At 70.2% G+C, this 17780-nt stretch carries 15 protein-coding genes and 1 riboswitch; of the genes, 5 read left to right on the top strand and 10 right to left on the bottom strand.

The genetic code is table 11. The features are described from left to right. Positions 1-9: 9 nt before the first annotated feature. The 8 genes from OHA98_RS08930 to OHA98_RS08895 all read right to left on the bottom strand — a co-directional run bounded on the left by OHA98_RS08930 (position 10) and on the right by OHA98_RS08895 (position 8798). A complete protein-coding gene (locus OHA98_RS08930) occupies positions 10-1182 on the bottom strand; it encodes an ABC transporter ATP-binding protein (protein ID WP_266924070.1) in 1173 nt (390 codons plus the stop codon). Continuing rightward, on the bottom strand, positions 1179-2171 hold the full coding sequence (locus OHA98_RS08925) for an ABC transporter ATP-binding protein (RefSeq protein WP_266924068.1): 993 nt from the start codon (positions 2169-2171) through the stop codon (positions 1179-1181). Before OHA98_RS08925 ends, OHA98_RS08930 begins: the two co-directional genes overlap by 4 nt. Before the next feature lie 6 nt (positions 2172-2177). Continuing rightward, positions 2178-3140, bottom strand: a complete 963-nt coding sequence (locus OHA98_RS08920) for an ABC transporter permease (protein WP_266924066.1) — start codon at positions 3138-3140, stop codon at positions 2178-2180. A 1-nt stretch (position 3141) separates the two neighbouring features. Further along, entirely contained in the window at positions 3142-4146 is a 1005-nt protein-coding gene (locus OHA98_RS08915; protein WP_266924064.1) for an ABC transporter permease, read from the bottom strand. An 85-nt stretch (positions 4147-4231) separates the two neighbouring features. Then, complete coding sequence (locus OHA98_RS08910) at positions 4232-5902, bottom strand: ABC transporter substrate-binding protein (protein WP_266924063.1); 1671 nt, start codon at positions 5900-5902, stop codon at positions 4232-4234. Between the two features lie 217 nt (positions 5903-6119). Beyond that, positions 6120-6866, bottom strand: a complete 747-nt coding sequence (locus OHA98_RS08905; RefSeq protein WP_266927815.1) for an enhanced serine sensitivity protein SseB C-terminal domain-containing protein — start codon at positions 6864-6866, stop codon at positions 6120-6122. A 252-nt stretch (positions 6867-7118) separates the two neighbouring features. Continuing rightward, entirely contained in the window at positions 7119-7889 is a 771-nt protein-coding gene (locus tag OHA98_RS08900) for an enhanced serine sensitivity protein SseB (RefSeq protein ID WP_266924061.1), read from the bottom strand. Positions 7890-8123: 234 nt separating this feature from the next. Continuing rightward, positions 8124-8798, bottom strand: a complete 675-nt coding sequence (locus OHA98_RS08895; RefSeq protein ID WP_266924059.1) for an AAA family ATPase — start codon at positions 8796-8798, stop codon at positions 8124-8126. 159 nt (positions 8799-8957) lie between these two features. Beyond that, positions 8958-9055: riboswitch (glycine riboswitch) on the top strand. A 157-nt stretch (positions 9056-9212) separates the two neighbouring features. Here OHA98_RS08895 and gcvT point away from each other — a divergent pair. The 4 genes from gcvT to OHA98_RS08875 all read left to right on the top strand — a co-directional run bounded on the left by gcvT (position 9213) and on the right by OHA98_RS08875 (position 13623). Further along, complete coding sequence (gene gcvT / locus OHA98_RS08890; RefSeq protein ID WP_266924057.1) at positions 9213-10328, top strand: glycine cleavage system aminomethyltransferase GcvT; 1116 nt, start codon at positions 9213-9215, stop codon at positions 10326-10328. Positions 10329-10428: 100 nt separating this feature from the next. Beyond that, a complete protein-coding gene (gene gcvH, locus OHA98_RS08885) occupies positions 10429-10806 on the top strand; it encodes a glycine cleavage system protein GcvH (protein WP_266924055.1) in 378 nt (125 codons plus the stop codon). A gap of 18 nt (positions 10807-10824) precedes the next feature. Further along, positions 10825-12084 (top strand): serine hydroxymethyltransferase, encoded by a 1260-nt coding sequence (gene glyA, locus OHA98_RS08880; RefSeq protein WP_266924053.1) that lies wholly within the window; start codon positions 10825-10827, stop codon positions 12082-12084. Between the two features lie 153 nt (positions 12085-12237). Further along, entirely contained in the window at positions 12238-13623 is a 1386-nt protein-coding gene (locus tag OHA98_RS08875; RefSeq protein ID WP_266924051.1) for an L-serine ammonia-lyase, read from the top strand. A gap of 71 nt (positions 13624-13694) precedes the next feature. Here the strand turns inward: OHA98_RS08875 and OHA98_RS08870 are convergent, their stop codons facing one another. Both OHA98_RS08870 and OHA98_RS08865 read right to left on the bottom strand, forming a co-directional pair. Further along, the gene (locus OHA98_RS08870) at positions 13695-15365 is read right to left on the bottom strand and encodes an MDR family MFS transporter (protein WP_266924049.1); all 1671 of its coding nucleotides are present in this window, start codon (positions 15363-15365) and stop codon (positions 13695-13697) included. Between the two features lie 36 nt (positions 15366-15401). Continuing rightward, positions 15402-16118 (bottom strand): hypothetical protein, encoded by a 717-nt coding sequence (locus OHA98_RS08865; protein WP_266924047.1) that lies wholly within the window; start codon positions 16116-16118, stop codon positions 15402-15404. 444 nt (positions 16119-16562) lie between these two features. On the opposite strand from OHA98_RS08865, the gene OHA98_RS08860 reads away from it, so the two are divergent. Further along, a complete protein-coding gene (locus OHA98_RS08860; RefSeq protein ID WP_266924046.1) occupies positions 16563-17777 on the top strand; it encodes a cytochrome P450 in 1215 nt (404 codons plus the stop codon). Positions 17778-17780 lie beyond the last annotated feature (3 nt).

Here is a 17780-nt window from a genome sequence, read left to right as displayed (position 1 = left end):
GTGCCGGTACTACCCCTTCGGACTGTCCTCCGCCGGTGCGGCGACGGGTGCTCCGGCCTGTCCCGGCACCTTCGCGGGCTTCTCCGCGGAGGTCTCGGGTGCGTCGCCCTCCGCGGTCTCCACCGCTTCGGCCGCCACCGTTTCCGTGCCGGTGACCGCGTCGATGCCCGTGGCCAGGGTCTGCTTCACCGTCCCGGCCTCGATCTCCGCCGTGAAGTGGCAGGCCACCTTGTGCCCGTCGCCGGTGTCCAGCAGCGGCGGGCGCTCCGTGGCGCACTTGGTCTCCTGCACCCACGGGCAGCGCGTGTGGAACCGGCAGCCGGCCGGCGGGTTCGCCGGGGAGGGCAGGTCGCCGTGGAGCAGGATCCGCTCGCGGCGGTCCTCGACCTCGGGGTCGGGCACCGGGACCGCCGACATCAGCGCCTTGGTGTACGGGTGCCGGGGCCCCGCGTACAGCGCGTCGCTCGGGGCCTCCTCGACGAGCCCGCCGAGGTACATCACCCCGATGACGTCCGAGATGTGCCGGACCACGGCGAGGTCGTGCGCGATGACCAGGTAGGTCAGGCCCAGCGACTCCTGGAGCTCCTCCAGCAGGTTGATCACCTGCGCCTGGACCGACACGTCGAGCGCGGACACCGGCTCGTCGCAGATGATCACGTCCGGCTCCAGCACCAGCGCGCGGGCGATGCCGATGCGCTGGCGCTGGCCGCCGGAGAACTCGTGCGGGTAGCGGGACATCGCGTTGGACGGCAGGCCGACCTTGGCGAGGATGGACTCGATCTTCTCCCGGCGCTCCGCCTGGTCCTTGCCGATGCCGTGGGCGGCCATGCCCTCGGCGAGGATGGACTCGATGTTCTGCCGGGGGTTGAGGCTGCCCAGCGGGTCCTGGAAGACCATCTGGAGACGGCGGCGGAAGGCCCGCATCTCCTCGGACGGCAGCTTCGCCAGGTCGGTGCCGTCGAAGACGACCCCGCCCTCGGTGATGTCGTTCAGCCGCAGCACCGCGCGGCCGAGCGTCGTCTTGCCGCAGCCCGACTCGCCGACCAGGCCGTACGTCTGACCGGCCTCGACGCTCAGCGAGACACCGTCGACCGCGTAGACATGGCCCACCGTACGGTCGAAGAAGAGGCCCTTCTTGACCGGGAAGTGGACTTTGACGCCGTCCAGTTCGAGAAGGCTCATGCCGGGACCTCCGCCTTGGGCAGGACCGGGTTGACGCAGCGCACCTGGTGTCCGGCCGTGCGTGGTTCGGTCAGTTCGGGGGTGCCGGTGAGGCACTCCATCGTGTAGTGGTCGCACCGGGGTGCGAACGCGCAGCCGTCGGCCCAGGCGATCTTGTCGTTGATGGATCCGCGGATCGGGTTGAGCGGCTCGCCGCGCGGCGCGTCCAGGCGCGGGATGGAACCGAGCAGGCCGTGCGCGTACGGGTGGGTGGGGTGGGCGAACAGCTCGCGGCGGCCCGCCGATTCCACCGCCCGTCCGGCGTAGAGGACGTTGACCTCGTCGCAGAGTCCGGCGACGACACCGAGGTCGTGCGTGATCATCAGCAGGGCGGTGCCCTCCTGGTCGACCAGTTCCTTCAGGAGTTCCAGGATCTGCGCCTGGATGGTCACGTCCAGTGCGGTCGTCGGCTCGTCCGCGATCAGCAGCCTGGGGGCGCAGGCGACCGCCATGGCGATCAGCGCCCGCTGGCGCATACCGCCGGAGAGCTGGTGCGGATACTCCTTGAGCCGCCGCGTCGGGTCGGGGATGCCGACCCGGTCGAGCAGCGACGCGGCCTCCTTGCGGGCCTTCTCGCCCTTCAGCCCGCGGTGGCGCTGAAGGATCTCGGTGACCTGGATGCCGATCGGGACGACCGGGTTCAGCGAGGAGAGCGGGTCCTGAAAGATCATGGCGAGCTGGCTGCCGCGCAGGTCGCGCAGCTTCCGCTCGTTCATGGTCAGCAGGTTCTGGCCGTCGAACTCGGCACGGCCGCCGACGCGCACGCCCTTGCGGGGCAGCAGGCCCATCAGGGCGAGCGAGGTGACGGACTTGCCGCAGCCCGACTCGCCGACCAGGCCCACGACCCGGCCCTGGTCGACCTCGAAGGAGACGCCGTCCACGGCTGTGGCGTCCTTGCGGCCACGCGCGGTGAAGGTGACGCTGAGTTCCTCAACGGAGAGCAGTGACATGGGACTTCAGCCTCGCAACTTCGGGTCGAGGGCTTCGCGCATGGCCTCGCCGAGCAGGGTGAAGCCGAGGGCGGTGATGATGATCCCGACAGCCGGATAAGCGGCCATCATCGGCTCGTTGTCGAAGAAGCGCTGTGCCTGGGAGAGCATCACGCCCCACTCGGGAACGGCCGGGTCGGGGTTGCCGAGCCCCAGGTAGGACAGGGCCGCGGCCTCGATGATCGCGGTGGCCAGGCTCAGGGTGGCCTGGACGATCACGGGGCTCAGCGAGTTCGGCAGGATCTGGGTGAGCACGATCCGCTTGCGCCGGATGCCGACCGCCTTCGCGGCGAGCACGTAGTCGGCGCCGCCCTGGACGAGCATCGAACCGCGCAGCAGGCGGGCGAAGATGGGGATCTGGACAACACCCACGGCGATCATCACGGTGGTCAGCGACTGGCCGAGCACGGCGGCGATGGAGACGGCGAGCAGCAGCGAGGGCAGCGACAGCATGATGTCGGTGCAGCGCATGATCACGGTGTCGACGCGCTGCCCGGCCTTGCCGCCGAGGGTGGCGGCGGCTCCGGAGAGCACACCGACCAGGGCGCCGACGATCAGGCCGATGAGCATGGAGACGACACCGACGAGCAGCGTCTGCCGGGCCCCGACGAGCCAGCGGGAGAACATGTCCCGGCCCAGGTGGTCCAGGCCGAACCAGTTCTCGCCGCGCATGCCGACGAACTTGCCCTGGTTGGGGAAGACTTCACTGCGCCAGTTCTGCGCGGTGGCTCCGTGCGGGGCCAGCATCGGCCCGACGACGGCGACGAGGACGAACACGGCGATGATCACCGCGCCGATGACCGCCATCTTGCTGGAGCGCATCCGGCGGAACGCCTCGCGCCACAGGCTGGTGCCGGCGACCGTCTCGGAGCTCTGGGTCAGCTCGGCGAGACGGTCGATCTTGTCTGCCTTGTTGGTCAGGATCGTCACGTCAGTGCACCCGCACTCTCGGGTCGATGATGCTGTACGCGAGGTCGACCAGCAGGTTGATCAGCACGTACACCATCGCGATGAAGAGAATGAACCCGACGAGGACCGGGTAGTCGCGCCCGTCGATCGCGGTACGGATGAAGGATCCGATGCCGCCGAAGTCGAAGACGGACTCGGTGAGCACCGCACCGGACAGCAGACTGCCGGTCAGCAGGCCGACCGCGGTGATCACGGGCAGCAGGGCGTTGCGCAGCACATGGCGGCCACGCACGACGCGCTTGTCCAGGCCCTTGGACTCGGCGGTGCGGATGTAGTCCTCGCCGAGCACTTCCAGGACGCTGGCGCGGGTCATCCGGACGATGACGGCGAGCGGGATCGAGGCCAGCGCGACGGCGGGCAGGATCAAGTGCATGATCGCGTCCCAGCTCGCGTCGAACTCACCGGTCAGCAACCCGTCCAGGACGGAGAATCCGGTGATGTCGGTCGCGTCGAGTCCGGTGGTGAGCCGGCCCTGGCTCGGGAACCAGCCCAGCTCCACGGAGAAGATCCCGCGCAGCAGCATCGCCAGGAAGAAGACCGGGATGCAGATGCCGAGCAGTGATCCGGAGACGGAGGCGACGTCCAGCCAGCCGCCGCGGTGCTTGGCCGCCAGGTAGCCCATCGGGATGCCCACGACCACGGCGATCAGGATCGCGGCGACGCTGAGCTCCACGGTGGCCGGGAAGCGAAGGGTGAATTCGTCCCACACCGGCTGGCCGGTCTGGGTGGAGGTTCCGAGGTCGAGCTCGAAGATGCGCTTGAGGAACCGCCAGTACTGGACGTGGACCGGCTCGTCGAGCCCGAGTGCCCGGTTGATTCTCGCTACTTCGGCTTCGGTCGCCCGCTCGCCCAGGATCGCTGACGCGGGTCCGCCGGGCAGTCGGTTCAGCCAGAGGAACAGCAGGACCGACAGGCCGAGCAGGGTGGGAATGAGCTGGAGAAGTCTTCTTACGACGAGTCGCAGCACCCCGCATGCCCCTTTCTCACGTGCATCGATGCGGGTCCGCCCGGCCACCTGGTTGCTGTGGCCGGGCGGACCCGCTGGTGTGCGATTACTTGAAGGAGACCTCGGCGAAGTTCTCCTGTGTCAGCGGGGAGACCTTCGGCGGGTTGACGTTCTTGGCGAACGCGATGGCCGGGGGCGACGACGAGATCGGCACGCCCGGGACGTACTCCGCGATCGCCTCGTTGGCCTTCTTGTAGGCCTCGGTACGGGCGGCCGGGTCGACGACCTCGGAGGCGGCGTTCACGGCGTCGAAGACCTTCTGGTCCTTGAAGCCCCACTGCTTGTCGGGCCCGGCGAACCAGGTGCCGATGAAGTTGTAGCCGTCGTTGAAGTCACCGGTCCAGCCGAGCATGTGCAGGGCGCAGGAGCCCGCCTCGGTGGCGTCCAGGTAGTCCGGGGCCCACTTCATGGCCTTCGGGACGATGGTGATGCCGGCCTTCTCCAGGTCGGCCTTCATCAGCTCGAACATGTCCTGCGGGGCAGGCATGTACGGGCGGGTGACCTCGGTCGGGTAGCAGAAGTCGATCTTCAGCTTCTCCTCGCCGGCCTGCTTGAGGAGGTTCTTCGCCCGGGCGGTGTCGAACGGGTACGTCTTCACCTTGTCCGAGAAGCCGGCGACCGTGTCGGGCATGAACTGGCTCGCGACCTTGCCGCCCTCGGGCAGCTGGGTCTTGACAAGGTTCTCGCGGTCGATGGCGTGCGTGATGGCCTGACGGACCTCGGGCTTCTTCAGCGCCGGGTTCGCCGACTGGCTCATGCCGAGGTAGAAGATGTTGAAGACGTCACGGGTCGGGACCTCGTAACCCTCCTTCTCCAGCGTGGTCACATCGGCCGGCGCGACCAGGTCGTAGCCGTCGATGTCACCCGCCTGGAGCGCCTGGCGGCGGGTCTCCTCGGTGGAGATGGTGCGGAAGACCAGGTTCTTCACCTTGGCCTTGGCGCCCCAGTAGTCGTCGAAGCGCTGCAGGGAGACTTCCTTGTTCCCCTTGTTCCACTTCGTGATCCTGTACGGGCCGGTGCCGGCGACCGTGCCGGCCTCCTGGCTGTACTTGGGGTACGTGATCGCGTCGCCCTTGGCGGTCGCGTCCTGCTTCTCGTACTCCTTGATCGCCTTCGGCGAGTGGATCGCGAGCGCCTGGAGGGAGAATCCGCCCGGCAGGTTCGCCGAGGGCTCGTTCACCTCGATGACGGCCGTGTTCTCGTCCTTGGCGGTGCAGGACTTGTAGTTGGGCTTGGGCGCCTCGGCGTCCTCGTTCTTCGCGAACCCGCCCATGATGGTCTGCCAGTAGTAGGAGACCGCGCTGGACTGGTACGTGCCCTTCCAGTTGAACCAGTGGTCGTAGTTCGCGCAGACCGCGGCGGCGTTGAACGCCTCGCCGTCGTGGAACTTCACGTTCTGGCGCAGGTTGAACGTCCAGACCTTGCCGGCCTTGTCGCTCTCCCACTTCTCGGCGAGACCGCCGACGAGCTTGCTGCCGCCGGGCTCGTGCTCCAGGAGCGCCTCGAAGGCCTGACGGGTGACGCGGAACGTCTCGCCGTCGCTCGCGAGGGCCGGGTCGAGGGAACCGGGGTCACCAGCTCCGGCGAAGACGAAGGTGTCCTTGTCGCCCCCCTTGGAGCCGCCCTCGTCCCGCTCGCTGGAACAGCCCGTGGCGATCAGACCGACAGCGACCGCTGTCGTGATCGCCCGGACAGCCCGGGACTTGAATATTCGCATGGGTCCACCCCTGGTTCGCCATGTGGTGAGGTTTGATGGCCGCACACTACAGACGGTGCCCGCCGCAAGAGAACAGTCCGGATAGCGGTGAGACCTAGTCGAGACCCGGACAGTAAACAAACCGTCCAGTTCCGGGACATCCTCGCGCGGGAAGCCAACAAGCCGGACGTCAAGGGGTGTTCGACGCTCGGTGACCGAACGTCGCGCTCGTCGCGGTTCAGCGGGGCCGGTGCGGGTACCCGTAGCCGGGCACGGCGGCGGGCGGCGGGCCGGCCTGGGCGTGCGCCTCACGGTCGTAGAACGGGCGGGAGTTGGCGCGCAGCCACATCGCGACCGGGTCGTACTCGTCGGACATGGCGACGGTGGAGACGGGCAGCCCCTCGGGGACCGCGCCGATCGACTGCCGCATCATCTCGCGCACCGAGTCGACGGAGGCGCGGCCCGTGTCGTAGAGATCGAGGCCGATCGCGAGGTACGGAACACCGACGGCGGGATGCACCCAGGCACGGCGCAGCGAGCGGACCGCCGGGGTGCGGTGGGCGTTCTGCGTGAGCAGCGCGTAGAACTGGGGGATGTCGACGGCGGGCTCGGAGAGCCGCAGGGGTCCGGCGGGCAGCCGGTCGAGGCCGGTGGCGATACGGCGCAGGTCCAGCCAGGGAATACCGACGCCGCCGCCCGGGGCATGCGGGTTGAGCCAGATTCCCCAGCGGTCGGGGAACAGGGCGCGGGCGATGTCGCGGCCGGTGACGAGCTCGTGGGCCCGGTTCCAGCCGCTGGCGGAGAGCTCCTGGGCGGAGGTCACGCACGGGGCGTATCCCTGGCCGTCGATCTCCATGTTCCCGTACTGGGCGTCGGGCGAACCGGCCGTGCCGTGCCAGAGGAGCATCCAGATCCGGCCGTCGGCGAGGGCCGCCAGCAGCGCCTCGTAGGCGTCGTAGCGCCCGGGGGTCACCTGGCGCAGCATGTGCTCGACCTGCCCGGCCGCCGCAGTGCCTGCACTCACCCTGTGTTCCGCCCCTCATCGATCCGCTGTGTCGCGTCCCCGCTCCCGGGCACACGGGAGCGACCCCGCCATCAAACCAGCTTATGCGCCGCCGCTGACACCGACTTGACGCCAAGGATCGACGTCGCCACCCGGCAACGACGGTTGACCCCGACCCCGGGTGTGGCCGGCACCCTCGCCGGCGGTGCGGTCAAAGCCCCTCACACCGGTGGATCAGTGCCCCTCACGCCGGTAGAACGGCCGGACCTTCTCCCGCATCCAGTCGCCGACGAGGTCCTGGGCCACATCGAGCAGGACCAGGTTGACGGGCCACGGCACCTGGACCCGGCCCAGCGCCCGGCCCAGCGCGTCCATCGGGGCGCTCTGTCCCGCGCCGTCCCAGGTGGCGAACTCGACGCCGATGAAAAGGACGGGGTCGCCGCCCTCGATGCTGGCGAGCGTCCGGCGGGCGGTGCTCACCACGCCGCTCTCCTGGAACTCCCCGGCCACCGCGGCGAGGAAGTCGACGGGTTCCTCCTGCCAGTCGGGCTCGAACAGGCGGACCCGGGCGCCGCTCGCGGGCCCGTCCAGGGGCGTGCGGCCGGCCCGGCAGAGCTCGGCGACAGCGGGGGGCGGCAGTGGCACGCCGACCGCGCCGCCCGGGTTCACGGCTATCCCGACCTGCGGCGGCAGTCCGCGGGCGAAGTCCCGGGCGGGCGCCACGGTGAAGGACATCTGGGTGCCGACGCAGCCGAGGAACTGCGATTCGGAGCTGAACACGGGGACGTAGGCGACGCCGTCGATCTCCATCATCGGCAGGTCGAGATCGGGGCTTTCGGGACTGCCGCCGTTGGGCAGCGGCACCCAGAGCGCGCTGCGGCCGAGCACCTCGACGAGCCGGCCGCCCGCCTCCGGGACTCCGATCGAGGCGGCGAGCACCTCTTCGAGCTCATTGGCCGGCCATCCCTGGTGCGGATATGTCTGTGCCGGTACCGGAATGTCCACTGCCCCTGTGTCCCTCTCTCGACCTGCGTTCCGGCGGAAACCCTAGCCTCCCGGGTCCACTGCCCGGCGGCGTGTCCGACGGCGTGCCCGCCCGCCGTCCGGCAGCCGGACGGCCCGGCGGGCGCCCGCCGGCCGTGAGCCCGCCGGCGGTGCGCCTGCGTACGGGGCCCGCGCGTGACGCCCGCCCCGCTCGGCCCCCGTACGCCCCGCTCGGCCCCGTACGCCCCGCGAGCCCTACTCGTCCGCGAACGAGATCCGGCCGAGCACCCCCGCCGCCTCACGGTCCAGCAGCACCGCCGAGGCGCATCCCGGGGGCAGCAGACCCCGCTCCGTGTCGTGCAGCAGCCGGCCGACCGAGCGCCGGTGCCGGGAGAAGGCGTACCCGGAGACGCCCCGGCCGCGCTCGCGCTGCCCTTCCCGCGCCACCTTGGGCGTGACGTCGAGCAGGACGAGGTGGAGGGTGCGGACCCGCCGCCGGGCGTCCCGGGCCAGCCAGCGGCGCACCCAGGCCTGGGTGCCGCAGTCGTGCACCACGACGGACTCGCCGGAGCGGAGTGCCCGCCACAGCCCGTAGTAGTGGGCCACCCGGACCAGCGGGCGGTAGAGGGCGTACGGGAGTAAGCGGGGCAGGGCCCCGGCCCAGGTGTCCCGGGTGTTCTGGGAATCGATGGCGCGGTCCGTGACGGCCCGCCGGATCAGTGTCGACTTTCCGCTTCCGGGCAGCCCGGAGACCACCACGAGATCGCCGGACGCGAAGTCCAGGCTGTGCGGGCTGCGCCCGGCGCGCCCCCGGAGGTCACGTACCACCGGCGCGTGCGTGCCCAGCATTTCCCGGGCGGGTGCGCCCGGCTGCGCAGGCATCGCGCCGTGCGCGACCCCCGCGGTCGTCGCGTACCGCTGCAAGTCCATCGCCCTCCCCCTGTCGGGTCACCCACACCTGCCCAAGAAGTGTAAAGAAAAGGTAATGCGGCACAACCGGGCCTGCGGCCCGTGTCGGGTGGGAGACCGGACGCCCCACTCTTCCGCAAGCCGTGCGATGATGACCCCGCCAACTGCATACCGGCCGTTTGAATCCGCGCGGGAGAGTTCCGGTCACTGTGTGTACCGGGCGCCGAAGGAGCAAGTTCCTCCCTTGAATCTCTCAGGCCCCGTACCGCGTGGATGAGGCAGATCTGAAAAGCGAGCCGCCCGGCGGCTCCACCCAAGGTGCAAGCCGAACCCGGCGAGGGCTGACCCCCTTCAGGGCCTTTCGGCGAACCTCTCAGGTTCCGATGACAGATGGGGAGGGATCGTCCTCTGTCGTCATGCCCTGGAGCCGAATCCATGAGCAACGCCCCCCGTCTCACCGCCCTGGACGCCCTGCACCGTTCGCTGGGCGCCACCATGACCGACTTCGCCGGCTGGGACATGCCGCTGCGGTACGCGAGCGAGCGCGACGAGCACAACGCCGTACGCACCCGGGCGGGTCTCTTCGACCTGTCCCACATGGGTGAGATCACGGTCACCGGGCCGCAGGCCGCCGCCTTCCTGAGCTACGCGCTGGTGGGCAACATCGCCACCGTCGGCGCCGGCCGCGCCCGCTACACGATGATCGTCGGGAGCGACGGCGGCATCCTGGACGACCTGATCGTCTACCGGCTGGGCGAGACCGAGTACATGGTCGTCGCCAACGCGGGCAACGCGCAGATCGTGCTGGACGCGCTGCGGGACCGGGTGGCCGGTTTCGACGCCGAGGTGCGCGACGACCGTGACGCGTACGCGCTGCTCGCCGTGCAGGGCCCGGAGTCGCCCGCGATCATGAAGGCCGTCACGGACGCCGACCTGGACGGGCTGAAGTACTACGCGGGCCTGCCCGGCACGGTCGCCGGGGTGCCCGCGCTGATCGCCCGTACCGGCTACACCGGCGAGGACGGCTTCGAGCTGTTCGTGGCCCCCGAGCACGCCGAGCAGCTGTGGCGGGCGCTCACCGAGGCCGGTACGGCGCACGGCCTGATCCCCTGCGGGCTCTCCTGCCGTGACACGCTCCGCCTGGAGGCGGGCATGCCGCTGTACGGGCACGAGCTGACGACCGCGCTGACCCCGTTCGACGCGGGCCTGGGCCGGGTCGTGAAGTTCGAGAAGGAGGGCGACTTCGTCGGGCGCGAGGCCCTCGTGGCCGCCGCCGCGCGCGCCGAGACCGCCCCGCCCCGCAAGCTCGTCGGCCTGATCGCCGAGGGCCGCCGGGTCCCGCGCGCCGGATTCCAGGTCGTCGCGGGCGGCGAGGTGATCGGCGAGGTCACCTCCGGCGCCCCGTCGCCCACCCTGGGCAGGCCGATCGCCATGGCGTACGTGGACGCGGCGTTCGCCGCGCCCGGCACCGAGGGCGTCGGCGTGGACATCCGCGGCACGCACGAGCCCTACGAGGTCGTCGCCCTGCCGTTCTACAAGCGCGAGAAGTGACATTCCGGGCATCGCACCGCCCCGGAAGTGACGTAATCGCGTCTCACACCGTAAGACCACCGTTCATCAGCACTCCCCCGCGTACAGGAGAATTCAGGTCATGAGCAACCCCCAGCAGCTGCGGTACAGCAAGGAGCACGAGTGGCTGTCGGCCGTCGAGGACGGTGTCGCCACGATCGGTATCACCGAGTACGCGGCCAACGCGCTCGGTGACGTCGTCTACGCGCAGCTCCCCGACGTCGGCGACACGGTGACCGCGGGCGAGACCTGCGGCGAGCTGGAGTCGACCAAGTCGGTCAGCGACCTGTACTCCCCCATCACGGGTGAGGTCGTCGCGGCGAACCAGGACGTCGTGGACGACCCGTCGCTGGTGAACTCCGCTCCGTTCGAGGGCGGCTGGCTGTTCAAGGTACGGGTGGCGGAGGAGCCGGACGACCTGCTCTCCGCCGACGAATACACCGCGTTCTCCGGCAACTGAGACCCTAGGGATCCCCTGATGTCGCTTCTCAACTCCTCCCTCCACGAGCTGGACCCGGACGTCGCCGCAGCCGTCGACGCCGAGCTCCACCGTCAGCAGTCCACCCTCGAAATGATCGCCTCGGAGAACTTCGCTCCGGTCGCCGTCATGGAGGCCCAGGGCTCCGTCCTCACCAACAAGTACGCCGAGGGCTACCCCGGCCGCCGCTACTACGGCGGCTGTGAGCACGTCGACGTGGTCGAGCAGATCGCGATCGACCGGATCAAGGCCCTGTTCGGCGCCGAGGCCGCGAACGTCCAGCCGCACTCCGGTGCGCAGGCGAACGCCGCCGCGATGTTCGCGCTGCTGAAGCCGGGCGACACGATCATGGGCCTGAACCTGGCCCACGGCGGTCACCTGACCCACGGCATGAAGATCAACTTCTCCGGCAAGCTCTACAACGTGGTCCCGTACCACGTCGACGACACCGGCACCGTGGACATGGCCGAGGTCGAGCGCCTGGCCAAGGAGACCAAGCCGAAGCTGATCGTCGCGGGCTGGTCCGCCTACCCGCGCCAGCTCGACTTCGCCGCCTTCCGCCGCATCGCGGACGAGGTCGGCGCGTACCTGATGGTCGACATGGCGCACTTCGCGGGCCTGGTGGCCGCGGGTCTGCACCCCAACCCGGTGCCGCACGCCCATGTCGTCACGACCACCACGCACAAGACCCTCGGCGGTCCGCGCGGTGGCGTCATCCTGTCGACGCAGGAGCTCGCCAAGAAGATCAACTCGGCGGTCTTCCCCGGTCAGCAGGGTGGCCCGCTGGAGCACGTGATCGCGGCCAAGGCGGTCTCGTTCAAGGTCGCGGCGACCGAGGAGTTCAAGGAGCGCCAGCAGCGCACCCTGGACGGCGCCCGCATCCTCGCCGAGCGTCTGGTGCAGCCGGACGTCACCGAGGCCGGCGTCTCCGTCCTGTCCGGCGGCACGGACGTGCACCTGGTCCTCGTCGACCTGCGCGACTCCGAGCTGGACGGCCAGCAGGCCGAGGACCGCCTCCACGAGGTCGGCATCACGGTCAACCGGAACGCGGTCCCGAACGACCCGCGGCCGCCGATGGTCACCTCGGGTCTGCGGATCGGCACCCCGGCCCTGGCGACCCGCGGTTTCCAGAACGAGGACTTCACCGAGGTGGCGGAGATCATCGCCGCCGCGCTGAAGCCGTCGTACGACGCCGCCGGCCTGAAGGCCCGTGTCACGGCACTTGCCGAGAAGTTCCCGCTGTACCCCGGTCTGAAGTAGTCCGGAAGCAGTTCGCACGTTTCGGGCGGGGCACCACGCACACTGGACAGTGAGCGCGGTGCCCCCACCCTTGTCCTCGCTCTTCGGGCCGACCCGGCCCGTACCGCACCACCCGGCAGACAACGGCGTCTTCCCACCCTTAGGAGTCATCCCGTGGCCATCTCGGTCTTCGACCTGTTCTCGGTCGGTATCGGCCCGTCCAGCTCCCACACGGTGGGACCGATGCGCGCCGCCCGGATGTTCGCGCGCCGCCTGAAGAACGAGGGCCTGCTGGCCCACACCGCCTCGATACGGGCCGAGCTGTACGGTTCGCTCGGCGCGACCGGCCACGGGCACGGCACGCCCAAGGCGGTCCTGCTCGGCCTGGAGGGCGAGTCGCCCCGCACCGTCGATGTGGAGTCCGCCGACGCCCGCGTCGAGGAGATCCGCGCCACCGGCCGGATCAACCTGCTCGGGGCGCACGAGATCCCCTTCGACGCCGACGAGCAGCTGGTCCTGCACCGCCGCAAGGCCCTGCCGTACCACGCCAACGGCATGACGATCTTCGCGTACGACCACGAGGGCGCCCCGCTCCTGGAGAAGACCTACTACTCCGTCGGCGGCGGCTTCGTCGTGGACGAGGACGCGGTCCAGGGCGAGAACCCGATCGTCCCGGACGACACCGCCCTCAAGCACCCCTTCCGCACCGGCGACGAGCTGCTGCGGCTCTCCGGCGAAACCGGCCTGTCCATCTCCTCGCTGATGCTGGAGAACGAGAAGGCCTGGCGCACCGAGGACGAGATCCGCTCGGGTCTGCTGGACATCTGGCGCGTCATGCAGGCCTGTGTCTCGCGCGGCATGTCCCGCGAGGGCATCCTCCCCGGCGGCCTGAAGGTCCGCCGCCGCGCCGCGAACTCCGCCCGCCAGCTGCGCGCCGAGGGCGACCCGCAGGCCCACGCGATGGAGTGGATCACCCTCTACGCGATGGCGGTCAACGAGGAGAACGCGGCGGGCGGCCGCGTCGTCACGGCCCCCACCAACGGCGCCGCGGGCATCATCCCCGCCGTCCTGCACTACTACATGAACTTCGCGGCCGGCGGCTGCACCGAGGCCGAGAAGGAGGACAGCGTCGTCCGCTTCCTGCTCGCCGCCGGAGCCATCGGCATGCTCTTCAAGGAGAACGCCTCCATCTCCGGCGCCGAGGTCGGCTGCCAGGGCGAGGTCGGCTCCGCCTGCTCCATGGCCGCGGGCGCGCTGGCCGAGGTCCTCGGCGGCTCCCCCGAGCAGGTCGAGAACGCCGCCGAGATCGGCATGGAACACAACCTCGGCCTGACCTGCGACCCGGTCGGCGGCCTGGTCCAGATCCCGTGCATCGAGCGCAACGGCATGGCGGCCGTCAAGGCGGTCACCGCGGCGAAGATGGCGCTGCGCGGCGACGGCAGCCACAAGGTCTCCCTCGACAAGGTCATCAAGACCATGAAGGAGACGGGCGCCGACATGAGCGTCAAGTACAAGGAGACGGCGCGGGGCGGGCTCGCGGTGAACATCATCGAGTGCTAGGGAAATGAGCCCCCACCGGACCCGGTCCGGTGGGGGCTCCCGTTGGGTGATCCCGGCCACGGCCGCGGGGCTCACTCCGTGGCGGCGAGCCGTTCCCCGGCCCCGTCGCTCTGTTCGGCCGGCGCCTTGGATCCGGCCTTCTCCCTGATCGTGAGCGATACGAGTGCCGCGAGGAGGCCGAGGCCGCCCAGGACGAGGAAGACCGTGTTGATGCTGCTCCCCATGCCCTCCAGGATCGGGCGCGCGACGCGCGGGTCGAGGGTGTCGAGCACCGCCGTGTTGTCGAGGTCGATGCCCTCGGTGCCGCCGAGCAGCCCGGTGAGCACCTTCTGGTCCGCCGCGCTGGACAGCACCGCCGGGTCGTTCATCGCGGCCTGCAGTGCGGGCGTGTTCCGCACCGAGGCGAAGGAGTCGATGATCCGGCCGGCGGCGATACCGAACATGACCGAGAGGAAGACGGCCGTACCGGAGATCGCGCCGAGTTGCCGCGAGAAGCTGTACAGCCCGCTGGCCACACCCATGTCCTGCGGGGGAACACTGTTCTGCAGGGCCGTGAGGACCGTCTGCATGAAGATGCCGAGCCCCAGGCCCATCGCGACGGCCAGCGCGCCCATGACCCACAGCGAGGTGTCCACGCCGACCGTGCTCAGGACCAGGTAGGTGGCGCCGAGCATGGCCAGTCCGCCGGCCAGCATGAACTTGTAGCGCTCGGTCCTGGCGACGACGGGGCCGGCGAACTTGGCTCCCACGGTGGTCGCCAGCGACTGCGGAAGCAGCAGCAGGCCCGCGGTGGTGGGCGACAGGCCCTGCACGATCTGGAGGTAGAGCGGCAGGAACGTCATGGAGGTGAAGGCGCCGATACCGCCGATGAAGTTCACCACGTTCACCTGGGTGAACGCGCTGTTGCGGAAGAGCCGGGGCGGCATCAGCGCCTCGTCGCCCATCCTGCGCTCCACGAGCAGGAACCACGCCAGGCCGGCCGCGCCCAGGACGAACAGCCCCAGCGAGAGCGGCGACGTCCAGCCCCACTGCTTGCCCTGTTCGGCGACCAGCAGCAGCGGCACCAGCCCGGCGACCAGCGCGGTGGCCCCCCGGTAGTCGACGCGCTGGGGGATCCGGACGTTCCTGAACGTGAACAGCTTCCCGACGACGACGAGCGTGATCAGACCGATCGGCAGATTGATGAGGAAGATCCAGCGCCATCCCGCGACGCCCAGGAAGCTGTCCATGCCCGCGAACAGCCCGCCCACGGCCGGGCCCAGGACGCTCGCGATCCCGAAGACCGCGCCGAAGTTCGCCTGGTAGCGCACCCGCTGCTCCGGCGGCAGCATGTCGGCCAGCACGGCCAGGGCGACCGAGCCCAGTCCACCGCCGCCCAGCCCCTGGATGCCGCGGTACAGGGCGAGTTCGTACATCGACTGGGCCATCGCGCAGAGCAGCGAACCCAGCAGGAAGAGCACGATCGCGATCATGTACAGCCGCTTGCGGCCGTAGATGTCGGAGAGTTTTCCGTAGAGCGGCAGGGAAATGGTCGCGGTGATCAGATAGCCGGTGGTGGCCCAGGCCTGCAGGGTCTGCCCGTGCAGGTTGTCGGCGACCGTCCGCATCGCGGTGGCCATGATCATGCCGTCGAGTGCGGACATGAAGACCGCGAGCAGGAGCCCCGTCACCACCAGGGTGATGGTCCGCCGGCTGAGCTCGGGGTACTTCGGATCCTCATGTGCGGCGACTGCCTCAGCCATGGCTGGTACATCCCTCCTCGGATCGGGCCATGACGGTCAGAACACCAGCCGCGGCCGGGGCACCGTACGGTCCCCGACCACCTTCATCTCGCCGACCAGCTCCTCGGCCGCGACCAGCCGGAAACCGTCCCACAGCCGCCCCGCCCGTTCCCCCGCGGGGATCGCGCTGAGCACGGGGCCGAACCAGCCGTTGCCGCCTTTGACGGAGATCACCGGGACACCGATGAGCTCGATCCGCCGGCCGTCGAGGGGAATCGAGGCGTGGGAGTCGCTCAGGGCCCCGTCCCACTCCGTGGAGCGCATCTGCTCCGTCAGGTCCGGTGACAGCCCCACCTCGGTGAGTGCGGCGGCGACCGCCCCTTCGGCCTTCCCCAGCACCTCCAGCTGGACCAGCCTGCGGTCCTCGGGCGACAGATCGCGCGCCCGCCCGAAGGTGCCCTCCAGGACGCCGCCCGGGGCGTGCAGGCGCGAACCGACCGCGTCGTAGAGCGGTGCCAGGATCTCGTCGCCGCGCAGGGCGTGGGCCGCCGCGATCACCCGTGCCGGGCCCTGCGCGAGCTCGTGGTACTCCGGGTTCACATCCACCTGCCCGGTCCGTGCGCGCATCAGCGCGAGCCCGGTGGGACGAAGGCGCACCGACACCTCACGCACGCTTTCCACCTGGCGTAACCACTGGTACGCGAGCCAGGTCCAGCCGCACAGGGGGTCGAACCAGAAATCCACCTGGTCGCGGTCGGTGTGTTCAGTCGTCATAGCGCTCTCCTCCGGTTGTTCGGCCGTGGCCGGTAGCCGGTCCCCATTGGGCTACCTCAACCAAACTTGAGGTCAAGTCACGGTCTGGGCTCACGTGCGCGAGGCATCACCGCGCAGGACTCCGGGCCGTGCCGGGGCCTTCCTCGAAGCCCTCTCGAACCGGCACGGGCGGCTACGTCCCCGCCCGGACGGCCGGTCCGTGTCGCGGCATCCTCGACCGTGCTTCGAGCCCGTGTGGCGACGATCGCCGCGACCGCGTCCACCCACGCATCGAAGGTGTACAGGGGGCACGTCTTCCATCGTGCTCAATGCGCCCTCGGTCGCGGACCGGACGGCGGCCGATCAGTAGCCTGATCATGGACAGCCTGATACCGGCGGGCGTCCCCCGCTGTTTCGCCCGTTACCCACCCCCGGTCCCCCCACGACCAGTACAGGAGCCGTACCGTGGACGTGCCCTTCGCCATCGACCCGGCCGGGAGCGACATTCCCGGCGAGGGCGCACGGCTCCGCGCGGCCGGACCCGCGACTCCCGTGACCCTGCCCGGCGGGGTCACCGCCTGGGCCGTCAGCCATCACTCGCTGATCAAGCAGCTCCTCACCGACGACCGGGTGAGCAAGGACCCCCGCGCGCACTGGCCCACCTGGCAGCGGGGGGAGATCACCCCCGACTCCTGGCTGCACACCTGGCTCGGCGTGGTCAACATGTTCACGGCGTACGGGCAGGACCACCGGCGGCTGCGCAAACTCGTCGCCCCGGCGTTCACCGCCCGCCGCACCGAGGAGCTGGCCGGCGACATCGAGAAGGTGGCCGGGCGGCTGCTCGACTCCATGGCCGCCGAGCCGCCCGGCCGGACGGTGGATCTGCGCGCCCGGTACGCGCACCCGCTGCCGATGCAGGTCATGTGCCGGCTCTTCGGGATCCCCGAAGGGCTGCGGCCCCGTACCGCGGCGGTCATCGCCCGCATCTTCGACACCGACATCGGCCCGGAGGAGGCCGCGTCCACCTGGCAGGAGATCCAGGAGGTACTGCGCGAACTGGTCGCGCTCAAGCGCCCCGACCCCGGCGACGACATGACCAGTGTCCTCATCTCCGCCCGGGACGAGGGCGGCGCCCGGCTGAGCGAGGAGGAGCTGATGCACACGCTGTGGCTCGTGATCTCCGCCGGGTTCGAGACCACCGTGAACCTCATCGGCAACGCGGTGCACGCGCTCCTCACCCACCCCGGGCAGCTCCGGCTCGTCGTCGCGGGCGAGGCTTCGTGGAGCGATGTCGTCGAGGAGACCCTGCGCTGGGCACCGAGCGTGGCCAGTCTGCCGCTGCGCTTCGCCGTGGACGACATCCCGCTCCCCGACGGCCGCACGATCCGCCGGGGCGAGGCGATCCTCCCCGCCTACGCCGCGGCGGGCCGGGACCCCGCACAGCACGGGGCGGACGCCGGCTCGTTCGACATCACCCGGCCCGCGCAGGGGCATCTGGCGTTCGGTCACGGTGTGCACATGTGTGTCGGGGCGCCGCTGGCCCGCCTCGAAGCACGCATCGCCCTGCCGGCCCTCTTCGAGCGGTTCCCCGGTCTGGCGCTCGCCGGGGGGCCGCAGGACCTGGTGCCCCTGGAGTCGTTCATCTCGAACGGGTTCCGGGCACTGCCCGTTGTCCTGTGACCG

Origin of the sequence: Streptomyces sp. NBC_00654, assembly GCF_026341775.1 — a bacterium.
Classification (GTDB): Bacteria; Actinomycetota; Actinomycetes; order Streptomycetales; family Streptomycetaceae; genus Streptomyces.
Note: the sequence above shows the minus strand (reverse complement) of the source record. Positions and strands in the feature narration are given on the sequence as shown.